A 26,800-nucleotide genomic window follows, 5' to 3' on the forward strand; every position below is an offset into this window, starting at 1 on the left:
GTTAAAGTTGTTTTACCATGGTCAACGTGACCGATTGTGCCCACGTTAACGTGTGGCTTATTACGTTCAAACTTAGCCTTAGCCATGAGATCTTCCTCGTTTACGTCGAACACAATTCTAAGATTGTTCAGTATCGACCTGTCGCCAAAAAAATGACACTTTAAATACTTGAAAAGCAGACTAATAAGCCTGCTTTCTTTAAAACTTTGTAGAAATTTCTACTAAACTGTATATCTGGAGCTCTTATCGAGATTTGAACTCGAGACCTCTCCCTTACCAAGGGAGTGCTCTACCACTGAGCTATAAGAGCATTTAACACTTCGATGGAGCGGGAGACGAGGGTCGAACTCGCGACATGCAGCTTGGAAGGCTGCCGCTCTACCAACTGAGCTACTCCCGCATATTGGTAAGACACTAGATCGAAGTTTTAAAATTGGTGGTGAGAGAAGGATTCGAACCTTCGAAGCTTACGCGGCAGAGTTACAGTCTGCTCCCTTTGACCGCTCGGGAATCTCACCATTTACACTTACTTCAGTGTTGTTCTTTACTCGACTACTTAAACTCTCTAAGATGGTGCCGGCACACGGATTCGAACTGTGGACCTACTGATTACAAGTCAGTTGCTCTACCAACTGAGCTATGCCGGCGTTTCTTAGTGTTTCGTACGTTTCGTATCGGAACGGTGTGCAGTTTAGCAAAACTTGAAATCCGTGCAAGTGTTTTTTTCAAAAAAAACCCTAAAAACTCACAAAATCAATCCGTTTGATGATAATTCAACCGCTTTGATCACTGCGCGAGCTTTTATTTGGGTTTCATTCCACTCAGAATCAGGATTTGAGTCTGCAACAAGACCCGCACCAGCCTGTACATAAACCTTATTTTCGCGAATAACACAGGTTCTAATTGCGATAGACATGTCCATTTCACCATGCCAGCCTAAATAACCAACAGCACCGCCAAAAATTCCACGTTTTACTGGCTCAACTTCGTCAATAATTTCCATAGCACGAATTTTTGGCGCCCCAGAAAGTGTTCCTGCAGGGAATGTTGCTTTAAAAACATCCAAAGCATCTACGCCTTCCGCAACTTCCCCTTGCACATTAGAAACAATATGCATGACATGTGAATAACGTTCGATCACCATTTGATCAGTGACTTGCACTTTACCGATTTTTGATACACGCCCAATATCATTGCGACCCAAATCAATCAACATTAAGTGCTCTGCGATTTCTTTCTCATCGGAAAGTAAATCTTTTTCCAGCGCTAAATCTTCTTCTTTGGTTTTACCGCGTGGTCGTGTGCCCGCTAATGGGCGCACAGTCGCCACCCCATTTTCTAAACGCGATAAAATTTCTGGTGATGAGCCCACAATATAAAATGGCTTTTCATCACTAAGCGTTTTTCCTTGTACTAAAAACAGATATGGTGAAGGATTAAGATGACGTAATGCACGATATACTTGTAAAGGATCACCATCAAAGTCCGATACCATGCGATGACCAGGAACCACCTGCATCACATCACCCGCACGAATGTACTCTTTAACCGTTTCAATCGATTCTAAGAATTTTTCTTTACCTGTTAATGATTCAAAATGAGGGGCCGTGTGAGGCTTTGCCTGCAAGCTCACCGGTGTGGCAAGTAATGATTCAATTTCATCCAGCTGGCTTTGTGCTTTATTAAAAGCATCCGCATCCTGTGTATCCGCATGTACGATAATAAATAGCGTGTCTTTTAAATTATCAAAAACTACAACTGTTTTAGACAACATGAGCCATAAATCTGGCAATCCAACAGGATCAGCATCAGGAACGTTATTTAAGCGCGGTTCAATATAACGTACCGCGTCATAACCTAGATAGCCCACCAAGCCCCCTGTAAAGTTAGGCAAATCTGGAAGTTCTGCTTTTGATGGCACTTTGAACTGCGATTGAAAGTCACGGATATACTGGAAAGGATCCTGGCATTCAAACGATTCGACTTGACCGTCAGCATTCTGAATTGTTAACTGTCCTGCATTACAAGAGAATACGGTTGACTCACCTAGACCAATAATGGAATAACGCGCCCAGTTTTCACCACCTTCTACAGACTCAAATAAATAGGCTTGTTGATGTTGTTTTAAACGTGCAAATACTGACAATGGAGTATCAGTATCTGCTAAGCGTTGGCGATAAACTGGAATTAAGTTAAAACCTTGTGATTGAAGTTGTTGAAATTGAGTTGACGTTGTCATGAGGAATTCTCTGTAGTTTTCGATGCATATTGAATGTTCTATAAGGTCTGCGCTGAGAGACGCCATCGAAAAACATTAAAACTATTCATTCCTCTACCCTTCTTTATTTATTACAACTTATTTAGAAATCAACACAGTTAAATCATCAACTACTTGTTGCGGCTTACATAACTGAATATCTTCACCATGATTATAACCATAGCTTACGACAATACAATCAATACCCGCACGGCGCGCTGCCTCTACATCATTCGATGAGTCACCAATCATCAAGGTATTGTCCAGATCAGTTCCAAAGGCCTCAACACAATGCAACAAAGGTTTAGGATCTGGTTTTCTCACCTCAAAACGATCTCCACCCACCGTATCCACAAAATAGTGATCCATCTTTAATTCAGCCAATATTTTTCTAGCGGGTAATTCCGGCTTATTCGTGACACACACCATTTTTTTTTGATGAGCTCGACCCCACTCTAAAAATTCGATAATGCCGTGAAATGGACGCGTATCCACGCACGGTTCGGCATTATAAATTTCTAAAAAAGTATCCAATAATTGTTGATGCTCAGAAGGCTCTACACGCCCAGTCAGATGCATTAAAACACTCTGACAGAACAATGAAGTCCCTTTGCCAATCCAATTTCGAACTTGAGATTCTGTGACCAAAGGCAGTTCTAATACATTCAAACTCATATTCATGGCACGATATAGATCAAATGCCGAATCAACCAAAGTTCCATCCAGATCAAAAAGAATTAAGTCACGCTGTTCCAAATTCGCAATATTCATTATTTTAAACCTAACAAAAAAGGCATGCGAAAGCATGCCTTAAAAAATCACATGCAACTTAGTTGAAAATAAACCAGGCAACCAGTGCCACAATCACTAACACCAATAATGCCATTAAGCCAATATTGGCATTTTTTTGAGTTTCCAACTCTTTTTCCGTACAAGTTGCAGGAATATTTACCTCACACGCTTCATGCTTATTGACAGTTGTATTAACATCAACTCCCTCAGGAATTGGCGCTGGTTTAGGAATTCCTACATTTTGAGGCATACCATCTCGACTAAGCTGAACTGAGCTATCTCGCTCTTTCAGATCAGGCATACCCTGCTCAAGCATTTCAGCTGCTGCTGTCTTCTCTACTGCAACCTTTGAAGAAATTTCAGCTGTTGCGATTGCTTCGCTAGGCTGCTGAACATCTTGTAATGTTTGTGCAGATTGCGCAGGTGCTAAAACTGAAAATTTATGGCTAGCAAATTGCAGAATATCGCCATCTTTAACAATAGTTTCGCCTTCAGCAACTTTTGTATCGTTAATAAACGTGCCATTTGACGAACCTAAGTCTTGAACAGTGAGCACCTGCTCTTTTAGAAACAAAGCAGCGTGACGGCGTGATACATCTGCAGACTGAATCAAAATATCTGCATCTTGATGACGACCCACCAACATGTCTCGATCGATATCAACTTCTTTACCCGCAAATTCGCCAGTAATTGTTTGTAATTTCCAAGTCATAGTTTCGATCCATTATTCAAGTTTTGACATTTTAACATGGCTGTTTTCGAGATTCACATTGAACGCATGTTATCGAGATGGTCTCAATGTCGTGGTTGTGACCGTATTTTGTGTTCTTTGCACATCTTGTTTTGGCTCAATCGCGACAGGGGTTTCCACCACGACTTGGGCATTGTTTGTATTTGTTGTGGCAACTTGATTGTAAATCACAGGCTTTGGCAGCACTCGCGTTGATTTCACCACAGGATCCTGAGTCACGATGACATTTGGACGTTCAATCACACGCCCTACTGGCTTAGACTGTGCTGTTGGAGCAGTATAACGCTGTACCTGCGGCTCTACTGCTTGAGGCGTTGATGGCACTACGATAGGCTTGACGGGTTGAGGAGTACTTGATACAGGCAACCGCTGTTGGAAGATATCATCAACATTATCCGGTAACTTCTTAAATGTCCCATCACCATCCAGTGCTAACTGCAAACTGTATAAACGATCATAGCGTTGCTGTGACAATCTACGAATATCAGCCGTATCTCCTACGATTGTTGGATGAATAAAAACGAGTAGGTTTCGTTTCACATTATTCTTTGCATCTGCTCTAAACAGTCTACCCAAACCAGGAATCGAGCTTAAACCTGGGACGCCTTGACGCGTTAACTTAGTATCATCTGAAATCAGACCACCCAGTACAATTGTTTGACCATTTTCAGCCAAAATCGAGGTTTTTATGGCACGCTTAGTGGTCACCAAGTCTTTCGCCTCACCACTATCTGGCTTCACCGAGGATACTTCTTGTTCTACAGCAAGACGAACTGTTCCACCTTCACCAATTTGCGGAATGACCTTTAATGTTACACCAACATCTTTACGCTCAATTGAAGTATAAGGGTTTGCTGTTCCACCTGTCGTTGTCACAGATCCTGTCTGGAATGGGACATTCTCACCCACAACGATATAAGCTTCCTCGTTATCCATGGTGACAATCGATGGTGTAGACAGTAAGTTCGACTTAGTATTGGTCTTCAATGCCTGAATCAGTGCGCCATACAGTTTACGCGATCCATTCGCACCTTCTTTATATTCACCTAAGGCCAATGAAGCACCAGCTCCAATCAAACCAGCACCCGTAGCTACATTACCAAGGAATCCAGAAGCCAATTGACTCAGCCCCACACCCGCTTTATCAAAATTGATTACACCAATACCACTACTGATGTCACCTAGTGCCCACTGAACACCCAATTGATCTACGTCATTTCCTTCAACTTCAACAATAGCAGCCTCAATGAGAATTTGTTGACGACGCACGTCAAGTTGATGAATAGCAGATTCAATTTCACGCATGAGTTGAGGATCTGCTTTTACCACTAATGCATTTTGTGCACCATCAGCAATAATACTCACGCCATTACTATTAAAACTTGTAATATCTTGTTGATTTTGATTTGAACCACTATTCAAATTAATCGCTGGGGTATTCACACTCCCATTTGAAGACGTATTACTCGAGGTATTATTAATTAATGAGTTACTAGCACTTGAATTGGAGCTTGAACTATTTGAATTACTGGCACTATTCACCGCCTGACCAGATACTAAACCTTGTAAAATTTCAGCCAAATTTTTTGCGCTTGCATACTTAAGCTTAAATACTTTTAGACCGCCTAAGCGATCAGCTGAAGGAACATCAAGCATTTCGATCATTTGACGAATGCGTTTACGAGTACTTGGATCACCCTTGATCAAAATCCTATTAGTACGTGCATCTGCGATAATACGTACTCGAGAACCTGAAATGTCTTTGGCACCACCCGTAGAAGACATTGAATCCAACAAAACTATCAGCTCTTCAGCTTGGCTAGACTGCAAGCTAATAGCCTCAATATCGTTTTGTCCCGTTCCATCTAAATTACGAATAATCGTTTCAAGCTGTGCAATATTATTCGCACGATCTGAGACTATAAGCGCATTTGTACCTTGTACCGCCGCCAAATGCGCAAATTGCGGCATGAGTGGTCTTAACGCGGGTATTAGATCATTGGGGTTAGTATTTTCCAGCCAAATGACACGAGTGACCACTTGATCACCTCGTGCGTTCCGAGAGGCATCAAAAGGCACACCTGAATTTTTTACATTATTGTCAGGGACTAAGCGGATAGTGTTACCCGCAGGTACAGCAACAACGCCATTAACGTTTAACACACCCAAGAACAAATCATAGACTTCAGCTTTGTTTAAAGCCTTATTTGAAATGACCGTCACATTACCCCGAACCCGCGGATCAACTGCGAAGTTTTTTCCCGTGATATCTGCCACTTCATTAATAAATGCAGTTAAATCTGCATCACGCAGGTTAATTTTCCAAGTTTGCGCTTGCGCAGCGGTACTTGCGACAGCCAATACTGGTGCTACTGCGACCATCGCCCAAAGTGACCGATTTCGATTTAAAAAATCCATAACTTGTTATATTTCCTAATACTTTATGCAAATTTACACATTTTAAAATTCTTGTTGGAAGGTCATCACTTGATCACCTCGTTTTACTTCAATGCGAACTTTACCTTCTCGTTTAGCCTGTTCTAGCAGTTGTGCATCGCTTTGTCCTTGACCGACTGACTGCCCATTCAAGGATAAAACGCGATCACCAGGTCTTAATCCCAGTTTGCTTCTCAAAAATGCAGGCGTTCGATCCGTGACTTCATAACCTTGACCACTGTCAGTGTTGACACCCATATTACTTAAGTATTGTTCACGATTTTCTTGAATTTGATTGATTGCCTGACCAATGGCATTTTGAGTGGTCGTTTGACCAGAATTCGGTGTTACGTTAGCAGAATTTTGCTGTGCGTCAGGTACCATTGGCTGATTAAGATTCTCTATTCCAGTAAATCTCAACTCAGTCGTCGCACCACTCGGCTGTTTCAATACCACATGATCCCAATATACTTCTGAAAGCTGATAAGAACTTCCTTCCAAAGTTTGTCCAATGGTATAACGATCAGCAACCTCTCGCACTTTAATCACGGCTGAAGATTGACTACTTGGCGTCGAAACCACAACCCCTTGCAACGTAAGCGCTAAATTAGCATCAGCACCACTCACTTGCGCACCTGTTTCTTGAAACAAAGAGAAACTCGATATATTCGGAACAGGAGGTTGCTGCGAACCTAATGCGACTCGCTCAACTTGCATGACTTGCGGTGGTGCAACCACCAACCAAAATAATGAAGCGAGCTTCCACATTAAGATTAAAATCAGAATAAATAAAGTAAGCGGAGCAATTCGATCTAAATCTTTAAATGAAATTTGTGAAAACTTATCTTGGAATCCCTTCATTAGAAGCCTCCACTCAGCAGTGGCTGTCTCGTACTGACAACAAAGGTATCCAAACCAGCTTTACCATCATATGAAGGCACATTCATTAATAATCTTTGGGTCACCTGTGCATCCAACATTAATGCAGGATCTAAACTAAGGTTGGCCATTTTTTGCCCGCGCTGATCTTGTACATCAATGAGCAGTTTTCCAGCTTCGTCTGAAAATTGCCCTTTTAAAGATGGCATATTCATTCGTTCTTGTTTCTGGGCAAAGGTATAAGTTAGCGTACCACCACCCCATTGCATCTCTCCGGCGGTTTTTGCAAAACCATCGTTTTGTTTGAATTGAAATGCTACATCCTTCAACTGAATACTATTCTGAGGCCATTGCCAATCCACAAATGTTTTGAGTGTTTCAGGGGCAATATTTCCATTCATATTTTTGATAATTATTTTTTTTCCAAGCCCATAACCCACCACACCGTTGAGTTGCGTCTGACCACTATGTATTTCTAAGTTGGCACCAGCTCTTAATAAAATCAGATCGAGAGGACGTGTTTGCCAGATGACAGAACCTGCAAGATTTCCTTTTTGCCAATCTGCTTGACCTTGCCAGATATTGCCACTGACATTTTTTAAAATTTGATTATTTTTATAAAATTTAGCAATGAGCCACGATGCTGGAACTTGTAAAAAAACAAATAATAAAAAAGCGAAGATAGCGACGCTTAACCACACCATTTTTTTTGATTTTTTTATCATTCCATGTATACCAACATCTAAGTCTAATTAACCGCAAAATGTTTGAAAATTTTCTATCTTGGTATTATGCATAAATTTTACACTTCTCCAATTCACTTATAAAAAAACCAAGCAGATTTGCTTGGTTTTTTTAATATTAGTGTCATTACATGACAAATCAGTGAAATTAGATAAGGAAATCTTCTAATTTGGCACCTTTTTCAAGCTCTGCAACCAACCAACGTGGCTTCTTTCCACGCCCTGTCCAAGTCTCCGCAGTATTATTTTTATTACGATAACGAGGCTCTACAGATTTACGCGTGCTTTTCTTACGCTTTTGTGCACCATATTCAATGAATTGCTCTAAAGACATACCCACTGATTCAGCAATTTGAGTAATCTGATGATAAGCATCTTCAATTTCCTGATCTTTCTTAGACTCGATCAAAGCTTGGGCTTCAGCAGTTAACTTTCTTAACTCTTCAACAGATAAATTACTAATATCAGGCATAACATTTACTCCAAAAAATTCAATATCATTATTAGATTTATAAAGCGCCATCTTATTGTTATAAATTATTTTAATCAATCCATCATGTTATTTAATATACATAAATAAAACAAATAATTTAACACATTAATTAACCGAGTCTATTTCTATTATTTTTTCTCTAATATGCTCTGGAATCAAAACCTTTTGCATTGTATTTTTATCCACACAAACTATAACGGCCTCAGCAATTGCCACAATTTCATTCTGTTGCTCACTCCAAACTGTATATTCCATCCTGAAGGCAGAGTTACGCAATTCAACCACTTTAGTTCCAATGCGTAAATAATCAGGATAAAACACTGGTTTAAGATATTTACAACTATTTGAAGCCACAACAGTATTAATATCTAACGCTAAGATTTCTAATTGATTCAAATACTCTATTCGAGCAGTTTCAATATAGCGATAATAAATCACATTATTGACATGTCCAAAAGCATCCATATCACCCCAAGCGACTTTTTGATGGGTAATGACTTTGTACTCATTCATTTGTTTCATTCATCATTCTCATAACTTAAATTGAATAAATTTATTATGGGTCTCAAAGACACTGTTCAATTGCTGAGTTAATACAGCATTGCCTTTTAATACAGATTTAATTCTTAAATAGTTCATTAAAGGGTGATCAGGATATAATTGCAATAATGCCTCAGCATCCTGTTCACGATGAGTCGCAGTATAAATATGCCATTTAGAAAAACTCAAAATCGGTAATCCAGGATATTTCATTTCAAAATGATCAATCTGGTTTTCAAGCATTTCATAATCAGGATTTTGTTTTAACAATTGTTGTTGAAACCATAAATAAAAAATATCCTGATCGAACCGTTCTTCTAATAAAGACAAAGAAAGTTGAGTTTCATCAAAAGCCATCTCAGGAATGCGAGAAATAAGTTTTAACCATAACGATTTAATACCATATGAAGACGACACAATTTGATCACTCATTTGAGCATACCGAATTTGAATAAGCTCTAAATCTGTATTTGAAACGTTGTCAAAATCATTGAGTAGCTTTAAAAGCCATTTCTTTTTATGTTCCAAATCTAAATGACCATATTGCGTGGCTTTTAAATAATGCCATGGATATTGAATCGCAAATCTACCCCATAGATGATTCAACTTATGCTGATAAGCATCTTCAAGATCTTTTAACCAAGGTGACAGCATATGACCATGTAAAAACTCTAAATGGGTTAAAGCCTGATCTGGAAGCTCTTGAGCTAAATAAATTTCAATACGCTGGAGTTCAGCCAATTCAAAAGCATCTGCAGGACTTTGTTGTAAAACACTCAACGCATCATCAATACGATCTTGCTTCAACCATATACGAGATTGAATAACCTCTTTGAGTAATCCTGAATTCTCAAACACAGGTTGTAAATATTCTCGCTGTTTTGTGTTTGCCTCCAAAACCCACAAAACTCCTAATTTTTCATACGTATGTAACCTTGAAAAGTCTGTAACTTGTTGAATTTTACGCTGCTCTCTTGATCTCATCTTTCCAACCCAAAACCATAAAAAATGAAGAGATAAAGCAACGAATAGAAAAAAAAATGAAACAAACCAGAGGTTCGTTTGAATCTGAATACCGTGCCAAAGCATGTAAATATAACCTGGCCCTTCTTGATAACTCAGCACACTTAACACGGCTAATATCATTAAACCAACTAATGCATAAACTATAAAAATATGTTTCATGATTAGCCCTCTAAAATTGCTTTACTGTTCAATTTAGGGACAGGTAAAAGTTGTGTTTGTTTGAGATGTTTCGCTTTATTTTTTATTTTGATTGCCGCAGCATCAGGCAGTTGATCCAGTTCATCGATAATTGAGGTCAGTGCATTTTGATAATCAATGTATTGTCCTTGTTGTAGTGCTCTTTGAGCAAATAACACTCTCAATTGAACTTCTTTTAAAACTAATCTTCGATTAAGTAATACCGGCATCTGTTCATCAACGCGTTCAACTTTGAATACACGCTCAAACCATGAGGATTGCGAAGAGTTATCACTCGTGAGTTGCTGTACTTGTTGTTCATTTTTCAAATTTGCATCAATATTTTCAAGCAAGTCTCCTAACTGAGCAATTTGAATATTTTTTGCCACAACATATTGTTGAATCATTTTTTGATCATGCTCAACAGCTCGATGCATTGAAACCTGCAATGTATCTGCCAAAGCCAAGCGCTCAACCAGTTGATCCAGTTGATTGAGTTGCTCAAGCGCATATACAAACTCATGTTGATCAAAGGCAAATTGAATTAGCTCTAATTTTTGACTTAAGAGTTTGATTGGATTGATTTCAAATTGAATTTCTTGTTGATTCTTGTTTTGCTGAGGTGGATTGGATTGAGACGAAACCTGCTGATTTGAGCGCTGAATTGCTACCAACTGATCATTCAAACTTGCCACTAATTGCTCTGATTTATGTTGAGTTTGTTGTAGCAACTCAACTTTTTTTTGTAATGAAAAATGATCATAGCTGAGTTTAATCAACCAAATGATTAAGCCTAAAATGAATAGATATAAAATTTTCTTCATGAGTGCCTATGTTCACTTTCAAGCTGCGACAAAATCGTATCTGGCATTAAGTCCGCAATTTGAGTGATTTGAAATTTAGTATTTGAGGTCTGTTGATACTTACACACGATCTGATATAACCGATCCGCCAAAACCAAGTAATGACCGTGTTGCATAAATATAGGATAATTTTTGCATAAACTCAGCCAATTTTTCCAACTGGCTTCACTACTAATCAATACAGCATAAGGTTGTGGATTTGCATTGAATGCTTCAAGTAGATGTTTAAATTTATCTTGAGCATCACTTGGGCAGTAGCGGGAGTATAAAACAAAATTAAGCACTTGAATTTTAGCAACACGACACTGCTGCATCATGAACTGACGACCACCCTCACCCCGCCAAAACGCAATACGTTTGAGATCAGCGTTTTGTGTTAAAACCGGAAGACTTAACATTCCTTCAGAAGTTTCAACATCTGGAACTAAACTTTTAACACCATATCGACTTAGGGCTTCAGCTGTTTTCCGACCAACCGCAATCCATTTGATATGATTTAAATCGGTCAATCTAAGTCCCGATTTTTCAAGAAACCGCATGCCAACTTCAACTGCTGTTGGACTGACAACCACAATCACTTGTGCTGAAATTAATTGCTGAAAGCGCTGATCAAGTTCATCACTCCAATGAACAGCAGCCAACTCTAGTACAGATAACTCGATAGGCTCATATCCTGCACGTACCAGTGCCTCATTAAGAGGCTTAGCACGATCTACAGGTCGAGTATTGATAAACTTCATTTCATTGTTTTATTTATACAGTGCTTTTAATAAATCAGCAGCACCTTGGTCAATCAAAGCTTTTGCAAGTGAAACACCCAACGTTTCAGCTTGTTCAACTGGACCTTCTACTTTAGCAACCAATAATGTTTGACCATCCACACTGCCTACGCGCCCCTCTAATTGAATCTGTTGATCATTTAAAGTCGCATATCCCGCAATCGGTACCTGACATCCACCTTCTAAATAAGTATTAAATGCACGTTCTGCACGAACACACGCATCTGTTTCTGGATGTAATAAAGGTCGAATCAACTCTAATACGCGTGCATCGTCACCTCGACACTCAAGACCTAATGCACCTTGGCCAACTGCGGGTAAACTCGTCTGTGCATCCAGCGTGTGTCGAATACGCTCTGCTAAACCTAAACGTTTTAAGCCTGCACTTGCCAGAATGATGGCATCGTAAAGCCCATCATCAAGCTTAGATAGTCGTGTGCCTACATTTCCACGTAAATCTATAATCTCAAGATCTGGACGGGCTTTTAAAATTTGACATTTACGACGCAAACTTGAGGTTCCCACTTTGGCACCAAGGGGCAAATCTTCAAACTTGCTATAAGTATTCGAAACAAAAGCATCTAAAGCATCTTCTCGCTCGCAAATCACGGCAAGACTTAATCCTTCTGGGAGCGCCATCGGCACATCTTTCATGGAATGGACAGCCAGATCTGCACGACCATCAAGTAATGCAGCCTCAAGCTCTTTAACAAATAAACCTTTTCCACCAATCTTGGCTAAAGGGGTGTCTAAAATTTTATCGCCTTGGGTCACAAACGTCACCAACTCAACTTTTAGACCAGCATGTAGGGTCTCAAGTCGCTCACGAATATGCTCCGCCTGCCATAAAGCCAATGGACTTTGACGAGTTGCAATTTTTAAGGTTTTGATCATTTTAATGCTGCCAAACTTTAGACATCCTAAACTTACCCTGCTGTCCCAAAATTGCAAGTAAATTGTTCAGCAATATCTATAATTTTAGGCAACTAAATATTTTGCATTCTTTCTCTGAGCAGAGGTAAATGACGGCGACTCACCGCCAATTTCTCTTCAAGTTCACGACAACGAACTTGATACTGGCCTGAAGCAACCAACTCCAATCCATCCAAATAATCCAATGCAATCAGCGCATTTCGATGAATTCGTATAAATTTATTTGAAAACTCACGCTCTAGATCTTTTAAAGTCTCATCAATCAACACACTGCCGTTTTTGTGTCGTACTGTTACGTATTTCTGATCAGCTAGAAAATAGTAAACATTTTCGATAGGAATGAGTTCAAGACCACGATACGTTTTCGCAGCGATTTGCTGACGTTGATGTTTTTCTTCCATATTTTCTTTTTGTTCTATATTCGACATTTGAGCTTGAGTAAGTTTAGTTAAATTATTGAGTGTATTTTCTAATTCTGATTTGATAATCGGTTTTAATAAATAGCCTTTCGCTTGTGCCTGAATAGCAGTCAAAGCATGCTCATCATAGGCCGTGCAAAAAACAATAGCGGGCATTGGGTTTAGCTGTGAAAGATGCTGAGCACATGTCAAACCATCCATTTCAGGCATTTGGATGTCAAGTAAAATTACATCAGGCTCATATTGTTGCACTAAGGTCAAAGCTTCTTTTCCATGGTGCGCAGTTGCAACAACTTGATGCCCCAATTGAGTGACCAAGCGAGATAAGCGCTCAACCGCGAGTGGCTCATCATCACAAATTAGGATGTCCATTGTTCCTCCTTGCTCAAGTTAACGTTGCTTATTTTAATGTATTAACTTGATTTTATTTATATTGGTACTGGACTACAGTCGTGTAAATTCCATTACCTGCATGACTCCTAAACTGTACCGTATACCCATAATGTGCTTTCAAACGCTGTTTCACGTTTTCTATCGCAATACCATTCCCCTCCCTATTGGCCATTTTATCGGCTATATAAGGGTTAGTAATGACTATAGTGACTTGATTTTGTAATATTTCAACCAATATGACAATCTTTGCATCAATTAACTTTTTCTCCACCCCATGAAAGATACTATTCTCAATTAAAGGCTGTAAAGTTAAAAAAGGGATACTTGCTTGGCCCAACTGCTCTGGTTGCAAGATATTCCATTCCACATTTAATCTCGAACCCAACCTTAGCTTTTCAACCGCCAAATAATGTTCACACAATTGGATTTCTTCTTTTAATGTGACAATTTTAAGCTCTTGAAAGCTTGCTCTAAACAGCCTTGAAAGATCGATGAGCATTTGCTCTGCTTTATCTGGATCACTCCCAATCAGACTCACCACACTATTTAAACTATTAAAAAGAAAGTGTGGATGTATTCTTGCTTGCATGGCTTGAATTCGAGCATTCAATTCACCTTGTTGCTGCTTTAACCACTCACCCCGAACATAGATATATCGTAAACAAAAAGTGATCAACAATACGCCATAGCTCATATGTAAAATCACATGATCAAATAAAAGTAACCATGAAAATTTTTGTAAAGAAAAGTTACTTCCCCAAAAAAACAGAAAATTCAAACTACAAGTAGTGAACAGGATGATGAGTTCTAATAGTACAAATGTATAAATCGCAGACTGCCAAGTGGTTAGTTTTTGCCAAAACCCCCTAAATAAATCAATTACGGCGATAAAGACCAATACCACCCAATTGATATAAAGCACATACCTGATCACCTGTGATGTCTGTAAATTTGACCAAGACTGTGACTCTGCTAGGCACAGCAATAACGCCAAAAAAATACTGGCAATAAACAGCTCTGCAAAATATTGCCATTGTCCAATACGTACAAAGAAATTGGCGTCGATAAATTCTTGTTTATCTTTTGAAGAATTATCCATAGGCAAGACTTCGGCATCTTGATTTGAATTTGTTATACTTGATGCAAAATTACTGCTTTTTCTTTTACTGAGCCGACATGACCACATCTTCTAATTCCTCTAATCCGTCACAAGCCCAAACTTCAGGTATGTGGGGCGGTCGTTTTTCCGAAGCAACTGATGCCTTTGTCGCTGAATTTACAGCATCTGTTCAATTTGACCAACGCTTTTATAAACAAGATATTGCAGGTTCAATCGCACATGCAACGATGTTGGCAAAAGTCGGTGTACTCACTGAACAAGAGCGTGATGACATCATCGCAGGCTTAACCGCAATTAAAGCGGACATTGAAGCTGGCAACTTCGAATGGCGTATTGATTTAGAAGATGTTCACATGAACATTGAATCTCGATTAACACAACGTATTGGGATTACAGGTAAGAAATTACATACAGGTCGTAGCCGTAATGACCAAGTAGCAACGGATATTCGTTTGTATGTACGTGATGAAATTGATGCCATCTTAGGGTTATTACACAAACTACAAAAAGGCATTCTAGGCTTGGCTGCTAAAAATACTAATACAATCATGCCAGGCTTTACACATCTTCAAACTGCACAGCCTGTGACGTTTGGACATCATTTAATGGCATGGTTTGAAATGCTGGTACGTGACTCAGAACGTTTGATTGACTGCCGTAAACGCGTGAATCGTATGCCTTTAGGTTCTGCTGCGCTTGCAGGTACCACTTATCCAATCGATCGTGCTTATACAGCAGAACTTTTAGGATTTGAAGCAGTTGCAGAAAACTCATTAGATGCTGTATCTGATCGTGATTTTGGTATTGAGTTTAATGCTGCGGCATCACTCATCATGATGCACTTATCTCGTATGTCTGAAGAATTAATTCTTTGGACATCTGCACAATTCAAGTTTGTGAATATTCCTGACCGCTTCTGCACAGGCTCTTCGATTATGCCTCAGAAGAAAAATCCTGATGTACCTGAACTTGTTCGTGGTAAAACAGGCCGTGTATATGGTGACTTAATGAGTCTACTTACCCTCATGAAAGGTCAACCTTTGGCATATAACAAAGACAATCAAGAAGATAAAGAACCACTATTTGATGCTATCGATACAGTTCGTGGCTCTTTGATGGCTTTCGCAGACATGATTCCTGCACTTGTTCCAAATATTCCTGAAATGCGCGAAGCAGCGCTGCGTGGTTTCTCAACAGCAACTGACCTTGCTGATTACTTGGTAAAAAATGGTGTTGCATTCCGCGATGCACATGAAATCGTCGGTAAAGCAGTTGCGCTTGGGGTACAAGAAGGTAAGGATTTATCAGAACTTACGCTTGAACAACTTCAACAATTCTCTGATTTAATTCAAGCTGACGTCTTTGAAAAAGCATTAACTTTAGAAGCTTCTGTCAATGCACGTAACCACATCGGTGGCACAGCACCAGCTCAAGTTGAAGCAGCAATTGAGCGTGCTTATGCGCGTTTAGAAGCTCTTTACGCTTAATTTCTGATTATATTTTTGGAGTATTGATATGTCTCGCCAAGTATTTTGCCGTAAGTATCAAAAAGAAATGGAAGGTTTGGATTTTGCACCATTCCCTGGTCCTAAAGGTCAGGAACTATTTGATAGTGTTTCTAAGCAAGCATGGGGCGAATGGTTAAAGCATCAAACTACTTTAATCAATGAAAAACGTTTAAATGTCTTTGAAGCTGATGCAAAGAAATTTCTTGAAGAACAACGTGAAAAGTTCTTCAACAATGATGAAACTTTAGAAAAAGCTGAAGGCCTAAAGCCTGAGTAAAAAAGAAAGCACTGCTTTTCTTTTTTACTTAAGATAAAGACGAAGTCCGCGTAGGCTTTAATCTAAAAGGAATCCCCATCTTTGGGGATTCTTTTTTATGCGTTACTTTAATAATTAGGCAAGAAAAACACCGAAGATATGCACAGGCTTTAATCCCAAAAGAATCATCTTAATAGAGGTTCTTTTTATGGGACATCAAATCAATATCAATGGAGTCAAAATTTAGCTGACTAAAAAAGTGCTTGTGGCGGATTTAAAATATGACCTAATTGGTAAACTCCGTTCATATTTAACTGCATCTCCATTCGGTCAACACGAATTGGACCAAATTTAATGTAAATCTGCCGATTTTGAAGATCAAACCGCTGCTCCATAACCTGTGCGTTGAATTGTAAAGAGTTCATAGATGTTAAGTCCATAAGCGCTTTAAAAGGTTGCTCTTCATCCTTTGTATAATGAATCCTTTTTCTATCACTCACGAAATTATCTAAATGATTTAATTCCTGAGATTTAAAAGATGTAATTTCACGAATTTGAGATTCCTCAATACCTAAAGCATTGACCAAACTTAACTGATCGTCTGGCAGTAATTCAAAATTTCCATTGTTAGGATGTGCCGCCCAACTCAAACTCGAAAGACCCCAAGCACAGATTCCCCACAAAACTTGCTTAAATTGCCTCATTCCCCATCGCTCTCACTGAACGTAATAAAAGCCATCTTTAAAAACATTCCAGCCAAAAACAACTACCATTTATCTTAAATATCGTTTACTTAACAAGAATTGTTAGACTCATGTCACAGACAAATCTTTTTTATTAATATTTATCTTCCTATCTAAAAAAAGAATGCATAAATGTAAAGCAGAAAATAGACACATAAGATGATTATGAGTTATGAACTTCATCAGAGTAGGCTAATCTCTGTATTAAAATTAACCAACATTGAGCGCATCATGTTTATCATTCGTCCTTATATTGAGACTGACTTAGAAGACATCATTCAACTCTGGGAAAGATGTGATCTAACACGACCATGGAATAATCCAGAAATTGATATTTTTAGGAAAGCTGCACAAAAAGATGACTTATTCTTAGTAGCTGTGAAAGATCAGTTCATTATCGCCACATTAATGGGTGGTTACGACGGTCATCGGGGGTGGATCAATTACCTCGCGGTACATCCCAATCACCAACGGAATGGTGTTGCTACAGCGTTGATTCAACATTTGGAAAAAAGATTGATTGCACTTGGTTGTCCAGAAGTTCAGCTTTTAGTGCAAAAAGAATTTATTGATATTCAAAATTTTTATGAACAATTGGGATATGACGAAAAAGAAGTTGTATGCCTTGCTAAAAGACTCATTCACGACCATTAAGAAATTTTATAAAACAGGAGCATTTATCAATTTAGCGATCCGTAAAAATATTGGGAATCGAATATTAAATTTATGACTGGTATCATCATTCAAAGTTAAGGCATATTGGCTCATCTGATTTAATATTTGTGTCGCCTGATTATCGGCTTGCGTATTTTGTTTAAGATATTTCTTTAAAGCTGACCATGTATTTAAATAATCAATCAATTGATCAATCCGCCATTTACAATGCATGTGCTGCTCACAGGTCGGGATTTCTTCAAAAGGAAATGGAATCGTTTGATATTTCAGATCAATATAGTGACGCTCACTCTCCCAATATGTTTTCAATACTTGGTGATATAGCTTTTCAATACAGCTTTGAAGCTCCTCATTCTCCACTTCAATAAGCCCATATCCAATCACTGCAAAGACACCCTGGGGCTTCAGTGTTCGATAGACCTCTTGAAAAAATAACTCGAAGTCAAACCAATGAATGGCTTGGGCAACTGTAATCAGGTCAAAACATTGTGCTTTAAAATTGCTATGTTCAGCATTATCAATTCGGTAAATTACATTATCTATTGCTGGGGCTTGCTGAAGTTGTGCTGCGCTTATATCCGTTGCAATGACTTGATTAAAATGCGGAGCCAATAAGCGGGTGAATTTGCCTGAACCTGCCCCGCAATCACAAGCCATTTCATAGTTCTGAACATATTTGAAGATTTCGTCAATCACACTTTGTGGATAACTTGGACGAGCTTGTTGATAAAGCTCACTTTGATCAGAAAATAGGTCTTTCATTTTTTATTCTGAATTTGATCGAGAAATCAACCTTAGCACATCAAAAAAAATGGATGATGAATGACTTCGATTCATTTTGTATTATTTTATAAGCAAAAAAAATCCTCAACATTGTTGAGGATTTTTCGAATATGGTGGCGAGACCCAGGATCGAACTGGGGACACACGGATTTTCAATCCGTTGCTCTACCAACTGAGCTATCACGCCGATGGGGTGTATTAAGCCGTAACTGAGCTCAATAGTCAATAAAAATCATGCATTTTTTATTTGTTCGAGTAAATTTTACCCAAAAAAAATCTCTGATGGGATCAGAGATTGAAAATACAAATTCTTAAAAGAATATGGTGGCGAGACCCAGGATCGAACTGGGGACACACGGATTTTCAATCCGTTGCTCTACCAACTGAGCTATCACGCCGATGTCGCGTATTAAACAGTTTCATCTCGATATAGTCAAGCAAGTTTTTGGGATATTTAAACAAATGGATGTTTTTAAAACAACCTTTAGATTATTCGATGTAAATACATACAAATCCAATAAAAAAAGCCAGTATTGACTGACTTTTAATATTTAAAATCGAACAATAGTTTTAAATTTTTTCCAAACTACTTAAACAACGATGTATTGCACCACATCCAGGCTCAAAATGGTTGACGCCTTTCTCTTCTTCCATTCGACATGCTTCACTCACTAAGCGCTCTGCGACACCACGTCCACGGTTAGCCGGATGAACTACGATATTTTCAAGCGTTCGACTTTCACCTTGTCCAGTTGACCAAATGGCCCCAATGATCTTTGTATTAAATTCTGCCGTGTAAAGTAAGGTATACTGAGCTAAGTTTTGCTCAAGTTGTTCAATGGCATCTTGTCCGTCACTAAATTCTGGACTGGTGTCATATAAGCGCTCAAGCTGTTCACGAACTTCAACATTATCAAGCGAAGTTATTGCATGTACGGTTATAGGCATTGATTAACCCTCCTGAGCAATCTAATATGCTGTCACTTTCGTGACATCGAAAATCTACATTCATCATTTTTAACGTTTTTGAGGAACGTGTCTATGACGCAACGTATCAGTGAAGTGGTAAGAAACACAAACGAAACCAAAATTCGTGTTCGCGTGAATCTTGATGGTACTGGTCAAGGCACCCTCAATACAGGTGTTCCATTTTTAGACCATATGATCGACCAAATCAAGCGTCATGGTTTATTTGATATCGATATTCATTGCGACGGCGATTTAGAAATTGATGATCACCATACAGTAGAAGACTGTGGTATTACCCTTGGTCAGGCATTTGCACAGGCTTTAGGTGACAAAAAAGGTTTACGTCGCTATGGTCACTTCTATGCACCACTTGATGAGTCCTTGAGTCGTGTCGTTGTTGACCTATCAGGCCGCCCTGGCTTATGGATGGACATTCCATTTACGCGCGCGCGCATTGGTACTTTTGATGTCGACCTATTCTCTGAGTTTTTCCAAGGCTTTGTGAATCACGCATTAATGACACTCCACATAGACAATTTGAAAGGTAAAAATAGCCATCACCAAATTGAAAGTGTATTTAAAGCATTTGCACGAGCACTTCGTATGGCTTGTGAAGTAGATCCACGTGCAGAAAATACTGTAGCTTCAACCAAAGGTACTTTGTAATGACCCGTATTGCCCTTCTTGATTATGGCATGGGAAATCTTCACTCAGCAGCAAAAGCACTTGAGCATGTTGGTGCAACCGTTGATGTGACCAATGATCCTAAGCTGATTGCTCAAGCAGATAAAATTGTGTTCCCAGGCGTTGGTGCAATGCGTGATTGCATGCAAGGTATGCACGAGGCTGGCATTGACGAGGTTGTACGCAATGCCGTTTTCAACAAGCCTGTCCTTGCGATTTGTGTCGGCATGCAAGCTCTGCTGCAACACTCTGAAGAAAATGGTGGTGCAGATGCATTAGGCATTTTTGATGGTGCTGTTAAACGCTTTCCAGATATTGAAGGTTTAAAAGTTCCCCATATGGGTTGGAATCAGGTACACCAAGCAGATCCAAGCCATCCAATGTGGAACAACATTGATCAAGATGCTCGTTTCTATTTCGTACATAGTTTCTATGTTGAACCGAAACAATCTGAGATCATTGCTGCGACATGTAACTACGGTTTGGAATTCTGCACCGCAATCCATAAAGATAATTTGTTTGCTACGCAGTTCCATCCAGAAAAAAGTCATACAGCTGGCTTACAGTTGTTGAAAAATTTTGTAGAGTGGAAAATTTAAAGCCATAATAAAGCTCACTGTTTTCAGTGAGCTTTTTTTCAGACTTTACTCTAAATATCTTTTACGACAAAGCCACCTTCAATTGGCTCAACAGTTACTTTAATTTCTGCTTTTAGATTCAGCGCAGCATAACGACTTTTAAGTTCTGAAATTAATTGTTCTGGCGTTGCATCTTTTAAAGCCAACTCATCCTTCAAAGGATACTGTTTAAAACTTTCTGATTTTTTACCATCTTTAGCGTCTGAAACCCATCGTTCTGCAGCACTCAGTACTTTCGCTAATTCAACTAGATGTTGAGCATTGGCAGGAGTTGACTCTTGCACCCATTTCGACAGCGTTTCCTTAGAGACTCCCAATGCATTCACCACATCAGTCGGTTTAATGTTTTTCTCTTTGATCAATTTTCTAAGTTTTTTAGCACCTTCGCTAAATAAATCATCTTCTTGAACTGCCATCGCTTCTGTCCAAATCTTATTCACTGTCTGCAGTTTCAATTTAACATTAAGCCTATGCAGTTGAGTCTAATATTGCCAAACAAATCAGATGAAATTGAAATTATTTTCAATATAGATAATTCACAAATAAAAGTGTGATCTAATTTTTCTCATTACTCAGTTTGAATTAAAAAGAAAAATAAATTGACCCAATGATTAATTGTTAACTTATGTAAAGACAATGAGCACCAATTTTAATCATTAAAAAAATACACAAAATTCACAAAATCAATCAACGAATCGAACAAGTTGGCATTTTAGGTATTTACACCATGCTACTCGATAATATTCATGCATTATAAGTGTACATTTATTCTATCAAGCACCAAATTAAGCCACAATAAATAATTGATTTTGTTAACATTTTTAAACATTACCCTTGTGTTGTATTAAGTTGCTGTTTTTACGGCATATCTTCAAAATTATTCCACTTATATTGTTTTTTTTCGATTTGTCTGAGATTTTTTTCTTTGTTAATTATGAACTTGCTGAAACAACAAAGATCCAACACTAACCACATATATTTTGGAGCAATCTGCACATGTTTAAACTTTTTACTGGAAAAATCAGTGGCGTTCTAAGCCTTGCTTTACAGGGAATTACGAAAGCAGTTGGTTTTATTCTAGAAACCGTAACGACAGTTGTAGATACCGTTGTTGACACAGTAGGGACGCTGACCAAACCATTAACGGATAAGTTAACAGAATTGCCACTGATCGGAGATACAGTGGAATCGGTACTCAATCTTGAAAATAATTTACTAGGAAATTTAAGCGGAGGCTTACACGCTATCGCTGATGATTTTTCGAAGGGAGATCTATTAGGGGGCATTAATACTGCATTGAATGGCACTACTGCAACTGTAGGCCAAACCATCAAAGATGTTTCAAATGTTGTAGGTGAGGTCGCTGGTTTAGCCGATCCCGTGACCGACCTGCTAAGCCAAGTGCCAGGTTTAGGTGCTGTCGTAGATGTTGTCGGAGAAACTTCTTCAAATCTTTTGGGATTCGTGAGTGAAACGGGAGATTATGTAGCAAGTACCAAACCTCTTGATCTCGTGACTGGTCTCATTGATGATCCTTTAGGCAGTGTCACAGGAACATTAGGAGATGTCTCAGGAACATTAGATAATTTACTGGATGATTTAGCACCTGTTACAGATGCTCTGTCATCGATTCCTGTCGTGGGTGATCTTGTAGGATTCACGGGAGAGATCACAAATGCTTTAGGTGCAATCCCAACCAGTATCACACCAACTAGCTTTGATCTAATCTCTAATTTAGATACAACACCATACATTTAATTCAAAGTTCGTATAAAAAACCGTCAACATTGTTTTGACGGTTTTTTTTCATTGTTACTTCGCTCATTTGATGTTTCTTTGCTAAGATTGCTGCGAATAAACTCCAGAATACTGGCAAGGAGCGAAAGCATGCTGATTATCCCTGCAATTGACCTTAAAGATGGTAAATGTGTCCGTTTAAAACAAGGTCGTATGGAAGACGATACCGTTTTCTCTGATGATCCTGTGGCAACAGCACAACATTGGGTAGACGCTGGCGCTCGCCGTTTACATTTAGTTGATCTAAATGGTGCTTTCGCTGGTACACCTATTCACAAACCTGTTGTGGAAGCGATTGCAAAAGCACAACCTGAACTGCCAATTCAAATTGGTGGTGGCATCCGTTCTCTTGAAACCATCGAACACTACTTAGATGCAGGTGTATCATTCGTCATTATTGGTACAAAAGCAGTCAAAGAACCTGAGTTTGTTGAGGAAGCTTGTAGAAAATTCGCAGGTCACATCATTGTCGGTATTGATGCAATCAATGGCATGGTCGCCACTGATGGCTGGGCAAATGTAACTGACGTAAAAGCAACTGATTTAGCTAAACGCTTTGCAGATGCTGGTGTATCTAGTATCGTGTATACCGATATTGCACGTGATGGCATGATGCAAGGTGTGAATATCGAACAAACAGTTAATCTTGCGACTTATTCAGGTTTACCTGTGATCGCTTCAGGCGGTGTGACCAATCTTGACGACGTTCGCAACTTAAAAGGTCAGCCTGGTATTTTAGGTGCGATTACTGGTCGTGCAATTTATGAAGGCACTTTAAATCTTCGTGAAGCTCAATTATTACTTGATGAACAAGCGCTCTAATAGCGCATGTTTCTAAAGAGGTCTTAGGACCTCTTTTTTCTTACTTAAAAAATATGTTGAATTTATCTCCTACCCTTAAAACCAAAACACCACAACTTGCCCTCATTGCAATTACGATGATTTGGGGTGCCAGTTTCATAACAGTCAAATATGGATTGAGCTTCAGCACACCAGTGCTTTTCGTTGCCTTTCGATTTGCAGCAGCTGCGCTGGCTGTTGGTCTCATCTCACTTCAATATTGTAAAAATTTTAGTGCCAAAGATATTTGGGCAGGATTTTGCATTGGAACAGTGATTGCAATTGGCTATGGAACGCAAACCATTGGCTTACAGACCATCACCAGTAGCGAGTCTGCCTTTTTGACAGCACTTTATGTGCCGTTGGTTCCCATCTTATTGTGGTTGCTCTTTAACAAAAGGCCACATGTCATGACATGGATAGGGGCAGGACTCGCCTTTGTAGGTTTAGTTTTCTTAACAGGCAATGGGTTTGGTGCTATTCGGCTTGAATTTGGTCAGATCATTACCTTGATAGGATCAATTGCGATTGCACTTGAAATTATTCTCATTAGTTACTTTGCGCCTCGAGTCAATTTACGCCGAGTGACGATATTACAACTCATTTTTGCATCGTTAATTTGTTTTCTAATGGCACCATTGGTGGGTGAAACACAACTCCCTGAGTTTAACTGGATCTTCGTTGTGATTATTGGAGGATTAGGACTTGCAAGTGCAATCATTCAGTTAGTCATGAACTGGGCTCAACGCGTGGTTGATCCTTCACAGGCTGCGATTATTTATTCTGGCGAACCTGTTTGGGCGGCTTTGATTGGGAGATTAGCAGGTGAGCGTTTAGCTATGCTCTCAATTTTAGGTGGCGTGTTGGTTGTGCTCGGTGTAATTACCAGTGAGTGGAGACCAAAATTTAAGAAGAAAGAATAAGCTTATTGGGGCTCTTTTAGCTTTAACATCATACATGGTTGAAAATACTGCACTTCAGGCATAGGCGTATAAAAGGGATGCAAGAGTTCCTTCCATTTTAAATACGCCTCTGACTGCCTAAAACCTTCCGTATGATCTTCAAGTTTGTCCCAGTAAATCAGTAAAATATAAGCATGTTCATTATTCGTATTTTTAATCAGCTGAACCGCATTTAGCCCCTTCATTGGTGAAATAATGTCTTTAGCTAATTTAAAAGCATTTTCGAATGCTTCACTCTGGTTCATTTTGATATTTAAATGAACATGCTCAATAATCATGACACCACCTCATTCATGAGTTTTAATTATTGATACATTGGCTCGTTATCATTGACCTTAATAATTCCTTTGATCGCACGATAAACAATCCAAACCCATGACAAACCAATCACTGCGATACAGAATGTTGTTGCACCCAGTGCTACACCAGCAAAGGCATTAGGATTGTCACCCGTGAAGAATAAGAATAAAAACGGCAGGAACGCGATGATATTCCAAATTAAATACCACCAAAAAGTACGAATTTGCCAAGTAAAATGACTTTCAAAAATTGAGCCCTGTACTTTTGATCGTTTCCAATAGTTAATAATTAGCGCAATAACCGCCAAAATACCTGCTGAAAAAATAGCGATGATATACAGGATATAAAGTAAAATCGTTAAGCTGCGGTTTGGATCTTGATCAGCTGTATAATTCATAAAGTCACCTTTTTAATTTTTTTGAGGCTTTATAATTTCAAACCATTAAATGGTGAAATTATCCATAAAATAATCAGTATATTAAACGCTATAGTACAGAAATAAATTTTTCGAAATGGTTGTTTTTGTGTTTTATGACGCAAGCGTTGCTGAGCAAGCCAAGCACTCGGCCATCCTCCTAATATAGAAACCACATGTAATGTATTTTCTGGTACACGTTGACTCCCCTGTTGAGCCGCCGCTTTATCGTGTGCATATAAGCCATAGGTGATCAGGTTCATCAATAAAATGACCAACACCACCATCATACTCAATAGCCCCAATAGGACTAATGTAGCAAGCGTCAAGATATAAGCAATAATCGCTACTTGCATCGGTTGCATTTTTTGTTGAGTAACTGGTGAATGACGCGGCTTCGTTTTTACTTTTTTTGCCTGAGTCGCTTTTAAGTATGTTACTTGTTTCGCTTTAAATCGACCTTGACCATCCAATTGAACGATATACTCCAAAGCACAACCTGGAATCGGTCTTGGGCCTGGTTTGGCAAAATCTTTAATGTGAAGGAAAACGCGATCTTTGGATGAATCATTGGGTTGAATAAATCCATAGCCTTTTTCATCAAACCATTCAACTAGACGACCTTGATCACGCATATTTCCCCCAGATTTTTTAAATTTTTAAGCTGTGACAAATTTTAATCGTTCAACCAGCATATTGCGCATTTCTAAAGGATTTTTTTGCAAAATATCCTCGCCAACACGCCCCATTTCTTTGTTCTTTTGAGCCACTAGCAAACGCATCATCCAAAAACGTCCAGCTGCCATCGCTAAATAGAGTTCTAGGCATGATTTTTCATCACTGGTCATTTCACGTACACTTTGATAAGCCTCCAAGAATGCTAAGGCCTTTTCCTCATTCAAATGAACACTTGGATATTCTGTACAGAAATCATTCATCGTAATGGCGATATCAAACAAAAGTTCATCTTTATTCAACTCATAAAAATCGAGTATCCCTTTTAAAGTAGCCCCTTCAAATAAAGTGTTATCTCTAAATAGGTCAGAATGGATAAAACCTCGTGGACGATCAGGGTACATTGCGGTAAGAGCGTCATATAAACCTAACAAACTATTTAATAATACTTGATCGGCTGGATTTAGCGTAGGTCGAAGCTGCTGAGCCACACTTAACCAATAATCATGATTACGATACTCTGCGCGCTCTAAGGGAAAGTTATCGAGAGCCACATGTATTTGAGCCTGTGCAATAGCAATGGACTGAACCTGTTCAAGTGATGAAGGCATAGGATGCTTGCCACGCATTCTAGGCGCAATTTGTGCAGGTTTATTTTTTAAGATCTGAATCGAACGTCCTGAATGTTTCAAAGGTACAGGCACAGGCAGACCTGCATGACCCAGATGCTCAAGTACAGGGACGAGTTCACCTGCGCCTTGCTCATCCATATCTTCAAAAATTGTTAAAACAAATTCGGTTTGATCTGCACAAACTAGAAAATAGTTCGTATTTTGAATACCTCCTTGAATCGGAATCAGGTCAATCACCTCTAATCCATAAGGCGTAGCAAAATCCTGAACTTCCTTTAAAGTCAAAGTGGTATAAACCGACATAAAAAAACCTGCGAAAAAA

Annotated in this window: 31 protein-coding genes and 6 tRNA genes; 8 read left to right on the forward strand and 29 right to left on the reverse strand. The window is 39.0% G+C overall.

What is annotated here, in order from left to right; translation table 11 throughout:
• The 19 genes from AC1M84_RS03835 to AC1M84_RS03925 all read right to left on the reverse strand — a co-directional run.
• On the reverse strand, positions 1-86 hold an 86-nt coding region (locus AC1M84_RS03835), incomplete at its 3' end, for a GTP-binding protein (protein WP_001029592.1).
• 149 nt (positions 87-235) lie between these two features.
• A tRNA-Thr gene (locus AC1M84_RS03840) sits at positions 236-310 on the reverse strand.
• A gap of 14 nt (positions 311-324) precedes the next feature.
• A tRNA-Gly gene (locus tag AC1M84_RS03845) sits at positions 325-400 on the reverse strand.
• Positions 401-434: 34 nt separating this feature from the next.
• Positions 435-518 (reverse strand) — tRNA-Tyr (locus AC1M84_RS03850).
• Between the two features lie 53 nt (positions 519-571).
• Positions 572-647, reverse strand: a tRNA-Thr gene (locus tag AC1M84_RS03855).
• A gap of 98 nt (positions 648-745) precedes the next feature.
• The gene (trpE, locus tag AC1M84_RS03860; protein ID WP_481592877.1) at positions 746-2,239 is read right to left on the reverse strand and encodes an anthranilate synthase component I; all 1,494 of its coding nucleotides are present in this window, start codon (positions 2,237-2,239) and stop codon (positions 746-748) included.
• Between the two features lie 117 nt (positions 2,240-2,356).
• On the reverse strand, positions 2,357-3,028 hold the full coding sequence (locus AC1M84_RS03865; RefSeq protein ID WP_035270445.1) for an HAD-IA family hydrolase: 672 nt from the start codon (positions 3,026-3,028) through the stop codon (positions 2,357-2,359).
• A gap of 58 nt (positions 3,029-3,086) precedes the next feature.
• On the reverse strand, positions 3,087-3,761 hold the full coding sequence (locus AC1M84_RS03870) for an FHA domain-containing protein (protein WP_481594473.1): 675 nt from the start codon (positions 3,759-3,761) through the stop codon (positions 3,087-3,089).
• A gap of 69 nt (positions 3,762-3,830) precedes the next feature.
• A complete protein-coding gene (gene gspD, locus AC1M84_RS03875; protein WP_481594474.1) occupies positions 3,831-6,218 on the reverse strand; it encodes a type II secretion system secretin GspD in 2,388 nt (795 codons plus the stop codon).
• A gap of 42 nt (positions 6,219-6,260) precedes the next feature.
• On the reverse strand, positions 6,261-7,097 hold the full coding sequence (locus AC1M84_RS03880) for a type II secretion system protein N (RefSeq protein ID WP_481594475.1): 837 nt from the start codon (positions 7,095-7,097) through the stop codon (positions 6,261-6,263).
• Positions 7,097-7,840, reverse strand: a complete 744-nt coding sequence (gspN, locus tag AC1M84_RS03885; protein WP_092766456.1) for a type II secretion system protein N — start codon at positions 7,838-7,840, stop codon at positions 7,097-7,099. Before gspN ends, AC1M84_RS03880 begins: the two co-directional genes overlap by 1 nt.
• Before the next feature lie 166 nt (positions 7,841-8,006).
• A complete protein-coding gene (locus tag AC1M84_RS03890; RefSeq protein WP_035267603.1) occupies positions 8,007-8,330 on the reverse strand; it encodes an H-NS histone family protein in 324 nt (107 codons plus the stop codon).
• Between the two features lie 126 nt (positions 8,331-8,456).
• Positions 8,457-8,873: an acyl-CoA thioesterase gene (locus AC1M84_RS03895; RefSeq protein WP_035267539.1), complete on the reverse strand. Its 417-nt coding sequence runs from the start codon at positions 8,871-8,873 to the stop codon at positions 8,457-8,459.
• 9 nt (positions 8,874-8,882) lie between these two features.
• Positions 8,883-10,076: a heme biosynthesis protein HemY gene (locus AC1M84_RS03900; RefSeq protein ID WP_481594476.1), complete on the reverse strand. Its 1,194-nt coding sequence runs from the start codon at positions 10,074-10,076 to the stop codon at positions 8,883-8,885.
• Between the two features lie 2 nt (positions 10,077-10,078).
• A complete protein-coding gene (locus AC1M84_RS03905) occupies positions 10,079-10,918 on the reverse strand; it encodes a hypothetical protein (RefSeq protein ID WP_481594477.1) in 840 nt (279 codons plus the stop codon).
• The gene (locus tag AC1M84_RS03910; protein WP_481594478.1) at positions 10,915-11,697 is read right to left on the reverse strand and encodes a uroporphyrinogen-III synthase; all 783 of its coding nucleotides are present in this window, start codon (positions 11,695-11,697) and stop codon (positions 10,915-10,917) included. Before AC1M84_RS03910 ends, AC1M84_RS03905 begins: the two co-directional genes overlap by 4 nt.
• Positions 11,698-11,706: 9 nt before the next feature.
• Positions 11,707-12,627: a hydroxymethylbilane synthase gene (gene hemC, locus AC1M84_RS03915; RefSeq protein WP_481594550.1), complete on the reverse strand. Its 921-nt coding sequence runs from the start codon at positions 12,625-12,627 to the stop codon at positions 11,707-11,709.
• A gap of 95 nt (positions 12,628-12,722) precedes the next feature.
• Positions 12,723-13,460 carry a LytR/AlgR family response regulator transcription factor gene (locus AC1M84_RS03920; RefSeq protein WP_092766460.1) on the reverse strand — a complete coding sequence of 246 codons (738 nt, stop codon included), beginning with the start codon at positions 13,458-13,460 and terminating at the stop codon, positions 12,723-12,725.
• A gap of 52 nt (positions 13,461-13,512) precedes the next feature.
• Positions 13,513-14,667, reverse strand: a complete 1,155-nt coding sequence (locus tag AC1M84_RS03925) for a sensor histidine kinase (protein ID WP_092766461.1) — start codon at positions 14,665-14,667, stop codon at positions 13,513-13,515.
• Between AC1M84_RS03925 and argH the strand changes: the two genes are divergently transcribed.
• Together argH and AC1M84_RS03935 are read left to right on the forward strand one after the other, a co-directional pair.
• Positions 14,658-16,088 (forward strand): argininosuccinate lyase, encoded by a 1,431-nt coding sequence (gene argH / locus AC1M84_RS03930; RefSeq protein WP_481594479.1) that lies wholly within the window; start codon positions 14,658-14,660, stop codon positions 16,086-16,088. The genes AC1M84_RS03925 and argH overlap by 10 nt on opposite strands.
• 28 nt (positions 16,089-16,116) lie before the next feature.
• Positions 16,117-16,386 carry an oxidative damage protection protein gene (locus tag AC1M84_RS03935; protein ID WP_035267550.1) on the forward strand — a complete coding sequence of 90 codons (270 nt, stop codon included), beginning with the start codon at positions 16,117-16,119 and terminating at the stop codon, positions 16,384-16,386.
• Between the two features lie 230 nt (positions 16,387-16,616).
• On the opposite strand, the gene AC1M84_RS03940 is transcribed toward AC1M84_RS03935, so the two are convergent.
• The gene (locus tag AC1M84_RS03940) at positions 16,617-17,069 is read right to left on the reverse strand and encodes a hypothetical protein (RefSeq protein ID WP_481594480.1); all 453 of its coding nucleotides are present in this window, start codon (positions 17,067-17,069) and stop codon (positions 16,617-16,619) included.
• Between the two features lie 270 nt (positions 17,070-17,339).
• Here AC1M84_RS03940 and AC1M84_RS03945 point away from each other — a divergent pair, with 270 nt between their 5' ends.
• Positions 17,340-17,762 (forward strand): GNAT family acetyltransferase, encoded by a 423-nt coding sequence (locus AC1M84_RS03945; protein WP_179999046.1) that lies wholly within the window; start codon positions 17,340-17,342, stop codon positions 17,760-17,762.
• Positions 17,763-17,768: 6 nt separating this feature from the next.
• On the opposite strand, the gene AC1M84_RS03950 is transcribed toward AC1M84_RS03945, so the two are convergent.
• From AC1M84_RS03950 to AC1M84_RS03965, 4 genes are all read right to left on the reverse strand, one after another.
• Entirely contained in the window at positions 17,769-18,545 is a 777-nt protein-coding gene (locus AC1M84_RS03950) for a class I SAM-dependent methyltransferase (protein ID WP_481594481.1), read from the reverse strand.
• Between the two features lie 132 nt (positions 18,546-18,677).
• A tRNA-Phe gene (locus AC1M84_RS03955) sits at positions 18,678-18,753 on the reverse strand.
• A 135-nt stretch (positions 18,754-18,888) separates the two neighbouring features.
• Positions 18,889-18,964 (reverse strand) — tRNA-Phe (locus AC1M84_RS03960).
• A gap of 172 nt (positions 18,965-19,136) precedes the next feature.
• Positions 19,137-19,514 (reverse strand): GNAT family N-acetyltransferase, encoded by a 378-nt coding sequence (locus AC1M84_RS03965; protein ID WP_035267556.1) that lies wholly within the window; start codon positions 19,512-19,514, stop codon positions 19,137-19,139.
• A 93-nt stretch (positions 19,515-19,607) separates the two neighbouring features.
• Between AC1M84_RS03965 and hisB the strand changes: the two genes are divergently transcribed.
• On the forward strand, positions 19,608-20,201 hold the full coding sequence (gene hisB / locus AC1M84_RS03970; protein ID WP_035267557.1) for an imidazoleglycerol-phosphate dehydratase HisB: 594 nt from the start codon (positions 19,608-19,610) through the stop codon (positions 20,199-20,201).
• Positions 20,201-20,818: an imidazole glycerol phosphate synthase subunit HisH gene (gene hisH, locus AC1M84_RS03975; protein ID WP_035267559.1), complete on the forward strand. Its 618-nt coding sequence runs from the start codon at positions 20,201-20,203 to the stop codon at positions 20,816-20,818. The genes hisB and hisH overlap by 1 nt, the downstream gene beginning before the upstream one ends.
• A 50-nt stretch (positions 20,819-20,868) precedes the next feature.
• On the opposite strand, the gene AC1M84_RS03980 is transcribed toward hisH, so the two are convergent.
• Positions 20,869-21,273, reverse strand: coding sequence for a helix-turn-helix domain-containing protein (locus AC1M84_RS03980; protein WP_035267606.1), 405 nt, complete (start codon positions 21,271-21,273; stop codon positions 20,869-20,871).
• Positions 21,274-21,853: 580 nt separating this feature from the next.
• Here AC1M84_RS03980 and AC1M84_RS03985 point away from each other — a divergent pair.
• The 3 genes from AC1M84_RS03985 to AC1M84_RS03995 all read left to right on the forward strand — a co-directional run bounded on the left by AC1M84_RS03985 (position 21,854) and on the right by AC1M84_RS03995 (position 24,417).
• The gene (locus AC1M84_RS03985) at positions 21,854-22,615 is read left to right on the forward strand and encodes a hypothetical protein (protein ID WP_179999052.1); all 762 of its coding nucleotides are present in this window, start codon (positions 21,854-21,856) and stop codon (positions 22,613-22,615) included.
• 129 nt (positions 22,616-22,744) lie between these two features.
• Entirely contained in the window at positions 22,745-23,476 is a 732-nt protein-coding gene (hisA, locus tag AC1M84_RS03990) for a 1-(5-phosphoribosyl)-5-[(5-phosphoribosylamino)methylideneamino]imidazole-4-carboxamide isomerase (protein ID WP_035267561.1), read from the forward strand.
• Between the two features lie 53 nt (positions 23,477-23,529).
• Complete coding sequence (locus AC1M84_RS03995) at positions 23,530-24,417, forward strand: DMT family transporter (RefSeq protein ID WP_481594482.1); 888 nt, start codon at positions 23,530-23,532, stop codon at positions 24,415-24,417.
• Positions 24,418-24,419: 2 nt separating this feature from the next.
• Here AC1M84_RS03995 and AC1M84_RS04000 read toward each other — a convergent pair whose 3' ends face one another.
• From AC1M84_RS04000 to AC1M84_RS04015, 4 genes are read right to left on the reverse strand one after another with little or no spacing between them, the layout of a single operon-like run.
• The gene (locus AC1M84_RS04000) at positions 24,420-24,734 is read right to left on the reverse strand and encodes an antibiotic biosynthesis monooxygenase family protein (RefSeq protein WP_092766466.1); all 315 of its coding nucleotides are present in this window, start codon (positions 24,732-24,734) and stop codon (positions 24,420-24,422) included.
• A 26-nt stretch (positions 24,735-24,760) separates the two neighbouring features.
• Positions 24,761-25,153 (reverse strand): DUF4870 family protein, encoded by a 393-nt coding sequence (locus tag AC1M84_RS04005; RefSeq protein WP_035267567.1) that lies wholly within the window; start codon positions 25,151-25,153, stop codon positions 24,761-24,763.
• Positions 25,154-25,182: 29 nt separating this feature from the next.
• Positions 25,183-25,806, reverse strand: coding sequence for a DUF1294 domain-containing protein (locus AC1M84_RS04010; RefSeq protein WP_179999061.1), 624 nt, complete (start codon positions 25,804-25,806; stop codon positions 25,183-25,185).
• A gap of 24 nt (positions 25,807-25,830) precedes the next feature.
• Complete coding sequence (locus AC1M84_RS04015; protein ID WP_481592861.1) at positions 25,831-26,781, reverse strand: homoserine kinase; 951 nt, start codon at positions 26,779-26,781, stop codon at positions 25,831-25,833.
• Between the last annotated feature and the right edge of the window lie 19 nt (positions 26,782-26,800).

This window comes from Acinetobacter sp. 24-47-66 (assembly GCF_056779755.1).